The sequence below is a fragment of the Pantoea sp. CTOTU49201 genome (genome assembly GCF_032054795.1).
Classification (GTDB): domain Bacteria; phylum Pseudomonadota; class Gammaproteobacteria; order Enterobacterales; family Enterobacteriaceae; genus Pantoea; species Pantoea symbiotica.
Window position 1 is genome coordinate 1 of record NZ_DAMBSA010000413.1, and the last position, 4,008, is coordinate 4,008.

Genomic DNA, 4,008 nt, shown 5'->3' on the forward strand with positions numbered 1-4,008 from the left:
AACTCCGCCTTCACGCGCACGCAGCGGGAAAACATGGCCCGGACGGTTAAGGTCTGACGGCTTAGCGCCATCAGCGACTGCAGCGCGAATGGTGGTGATACGATCGGCAGCAGAAACGCCGGTGGTAACACCGCTTGCGGCTTCAATCGTCACCGTAAAACCGGTGCCGTAAGCGCTGGTGTTGGTTTCCACCATCATTGGCAGCTCAAGCTGCTGACGGCGTTCTTCGGTGATGCAAAGGCAGACAATCCCGCTGCCGTGACGGATGGTTAATGCCATCTGTTCAACGGTCATGGTTTCAGCCGGGAAGATCATGTCACCTTCGTTTTCACGATTTTCATCGTCGAGCACCATTACACCGCGGCCGTTGCGCAGCGCATCAATGGCGCGCTCTACACGCTGTTCAGGCGTGCCAAATTCAGAAAGAAGCGTCTGATTCATGGTAAAAAAACCTTATAAAATATGAGTTACCAGAACCAGGGCGTGCTTAGGAGTGCGTACAAAACACATGGCAAAAACGTGACGCGGGCAAAGCCCGGCTGATGTCGTTACCCTCTCCCATCCGGACTCTAACCGTCGGCTCCGGAATTACACCGGATCTGCTGACCTTTCACATTGCTGTGAAAGCGCTCGCGGGCTTTCAGCGAAAGCTGATTTACCGCCGGTGGGGAATTTCGCCCCGCCCTGAGAATAAGCGAACAAACTATAACGCCAATCATCTGGACGGGCAATCGACAAAAGTGCAAATGCTTTTGCATTTCCTGCGTTGCGGATTTCAGGTTTAACCTTTTCGTTTCAGGCATTACACTTAATAGCTATTGAGTCCGAACACGCGCAGCTATCGGCCACCGTAACCAGGAAATAATCATGATCGACACGAAAAAAATTGAACAACTGGCTCGCCAGGTACATGAAGCTATGCCGAAAGGGATTCGCGATTTTGGCGATGATGTCGAAAAGAAAATCCGTCAGGTATTGCAGGCGCAGTTGACGCGCATGGACCTGGTTAACCGTGAAGAGTTTGATGTGCAGACGCAGGTTTTGCTGCGTACGCGCGAGAAATTAGCTGCGCTGGAACAGCGTTTGGCGAAGTTGGAAAGTGAAAGTCCAGCGGCACCGGCGCCGGCGATCATCACGCCAGATCCTGCTGGAAAAATCGATACTCCGCAGTAAGCTAATCGGCGGGAGCATGACTCCCGCCCGTTCACACTCAATGACTGCGAATCGTTTTGATGATGTTGCTGGTTGAGATGCCATCTTCGAAGTTAAGCACACGCACGTCACCGCCGTTTGCCCACACTTCTTTGCTTCCCGCGATATCTTCCGGTTTGTAGTCGCCGCCTTTTACCAGCAGATCCGGCAGTACGCCAGCAATCAGACGCTGTGGCGTATCCTCTTCAAACAGTACAACCCAATCCACCGCTTCCAGCGCACCCAAAACAATCATGCGATTTTCTTGCGGATTGACCGGACGCGTTTCGCCTTTCAGACGCTTCGTCGAGGCATCACTGTTAACGGCCACAATCAGGCGATCGCCCAGCTTGCGCGCGTTCGCCAGATAAGAAACGTGGCCAGCGTGCAGGATGTCAAACACGCCGTTGGTCATCACCACTTTCTCACCGCGCTGACGCGCCAGCGCAACAGCAGCTTTCAACTCCGCTTCGGTCATCACACCAAATCCCGTTTCCGGACGGGCGTGAATGGCATTTTCCAGCTCAACCGTGCTGACAGTAGAAGTACCCAGCTTACCAACCACGACACCTGCAGCAGCATTGGCAAGGAAACAGGCTTCTTCCAGGCTGTCACCCGCCGCCAGCACCGCGGCCAGCACGCCAATCACCGTATCGCCTGCACCGGTCACGTCATACACTTCCTGCGCCTGCGTAGGCAGATGCAGCGGTTCTTTGCCCGGCTGCAGCAGCGTCATACCGTTCTCTGAACGGGTGACCAGCAGCGCGGAGAGCTCATAATCAGCGATTAACTGCATGCCACGGCTGACAATCTCTTCCACGGTTTTGCACTTACCCACCACCGCTTCGAATTCGGACAAATTCGGCGTTAGCAGTGTCGCACCGCGATAACGTTCAAAATCAGTGCCTTTGGGATCAATCAGCACCGGCACGTTAGCTTCACGCGCCAGTTGAATCATGGTCTGCACGCTATTCAGCGCGCCTTTGGCGTAGTCAGACAGCACCAGCGCGCCCGCTTGCGTCAGCGATTGGCGCATACGATCGTGAATCGGCTGCGGATCAATCTGCTCAAAACCCTCTTCGAAATCGAGGCGAATCAGCTGCTGATTGCGCGACAGCACGCGCAACTTAGTGATGGTTGGATGGCTTTGCACTGCCACAAAATCACAGTCGACATTAACCTTCTGCAGGGTTTCACTCAGCACGCGCGCGGCATCATCGGCGCCCGTCAAGCCAATCAGCCGTGATGCTGCACCGAGCGCAGCAATGTTCATGGCGACGTTTGCCGCGCCGCCTGGACGCTCTTCAATGGTATCCACTTTCACCACCGGCACCGGCGCTTCCGGGGAAATACGGCTGGTTGGGCCATACCAATAGCGATCTAACATCACATCGCCGACGACCAGCACAGTGGCCTTGCCAAAAGTGGGCAGTGTTACTTTCATTCAGAGACTCCAACACGGTCAAAATAATGCGCGGGATATTACCACATAAGCCATCAGGCTCACTGTTCCGCGCTGTCAGATTCGGTGCCGCTTAACCAACGCTGCCAACTGTTGTTGACCACCGCGCGCTCAGCGACAAAGGCTTCAGCTGCCACATGGCCCGGCAATTCCTGCAGCGCCAGATGGTGCAGCGCATCACGTAACGTGACGTAAGCATGCGTTAAAGCCTGCGCCTCTTCATCCGGCATAATGCCGTGACGCGCCATTAACTCGAAAATGCGGACGTTATCCGACCAGCGCGTCAACGCTGGCTGATGAGCCGCGTAGCCTAAGACAAGATATTGCGCGATGAATTCAATATCGGTGATGCCGCCCGCATCGGTCTTAATTTCCCAGCGACCTTTGTGTTTATTGCTGAGATGCGCACGCATTTTTTCACGCATTTCACGCACTTCTTTTTGCAACGTCTCGACTTCACGCGGCAGGCAAAGAATGCCACGTCGAATCTCGTCAAAGCGTTCACATAGCGCAGGTTCGCCAAACACAATGCGCGCGCGCACCAGCGCCTGATGCTCCCAGGTCCACGCCTCGTTACGCTGGTATTCGTTAAATGCAGCAAAAGTACTGACCAGCATGCCCGCCGCGCCAGAAGGACGCAGACGCGCGTCCACTTCATACAAAATGCCGGACGACGTGCGCGTGCTAAACAGATGCATCACGCGTTGCGCCAGGCGTAAATAGAACTGACGACCATCAATGACGCGCTCACCATCGGTTTCTGCATCATCAGGACAATCATGCAGGAACACCAAATCAAGATCAGAGCTATAACCCAGCTCCCAACCACCGAGCTTGCCGTAACCAACAACCGCAAAACCGCGTTCGTTGTCGCTGGTGAGATGCGATGGGCGACCATAACGCTGCACCATCATCTGCCAGGCTTGCTGTACCACCGATTCGATAATCGCTTCTGCCAGCCACGTTAAGTGATCACTCACTTTCATCACGGGCAGCGTTTCAGCAATATCTGCAGCGGCAATGCGCAGATGCTGCGCCTGTTTAAACTGGCGCAATGCTTCCAGCTGCTGCTCTTCATCATCGGTGGGAATTCGCAGCAGATATTGGCGCAGTTCGTCGCGGTAAGCGTCGGTCGCGGTAGGTTGATACAGCGTTGCGGGATCGAGTAGCTCATCCAGCAGCAGCGGATAGCGCGCCAGCTGGCTGGCAACCATCGGCGATGCGGCACACAGACGAATCAGATGACGCAGCGCGCCATGATATTCGGTAAGTAATTCCAGATAAGTGCTGCGCGTCAGCACGCCCAGCAACAGCGGTGTCAGACGGTTCAGCAGCACATCGGCATCTGCGCGCTG

The 4,008-nt window shown here is 55.0% G+C and carries 4 protein-coding genes and 1 riboswitch; of the genes, 1 reads left to right on the forward strand and 3 read right to left on the reverse strand.

The features are described 5' to 3' along the window. Window positions 1-441: 3,4-dihydroxy-2-butanone-4-phosphate synthase (locus tag RTY00_RS21165; RefSeq protein WP_312666034.1), on the reverse strand; the 441-nt coding region annotated here is incomplete at its 3' end. 105 nt (window positions 442-546) lie between these two features. Further along, a riboswitch (FMN riboswitch) is annotated at window positions 547-696 on the reverse strand. A 171-nt stretch (window positions 697-867) separates the two neighbouring features. On the opposite strand from RTY00_RS21165, the gene ubiK reads away from it, so the two are divergent. Further along, window positions 868-1,173, forward strand: a complete 306-nt coding sequence (gene ubiK / locus RTY00_RS21170) for a ubiquinone biosynthesis accessory factor UbiK (RefSeq protein WP_008103418.1) — start codon at window positions 868-870, stop codon at window positions 1,171-1,173. A 37-nt stretch (window positions 1,174-1,210) separates the two neighbouring features. On the opposite strand, the gene hldE is transcribed toward ubiK, so the two are convergent. Together hldE and glnE are read right to left on the reverse strand one after the other, a co-directional pair. Then, the gene (gene hldE, locus RTY00_RS21175; RefSeq protein ID WP_008103420.1) at window positions 1,211-2,635 is read right to left on the reverse strand and encodes a bifunctional D-glycero-beta-D-manno-heptose-7-phosphate kinase/D-glycero-beta-D-manno-heptose 1-phosphate adenylyltransferase HldE; all 1,425 of its coding nucleotides are present in this window, start codon (window positions 2,633-2,635) and stop codon (window positions 1,211-1,213) included. Between the two features lie 59 nt (window positions 2,636-2,694). Then, the coding region (gene glnE, locus RTY00_RS21180; protein WP_312666037.1) for a bifunctional [glutamate--ammonia ligase]-adenylyl-L-tyrosine phosphorylase/[glutamate--ammonia-ligase] adenylyltransferase at window positions 2,695-4,008 on the reverse strand (1,314 nt) is incomplete at its 5' end.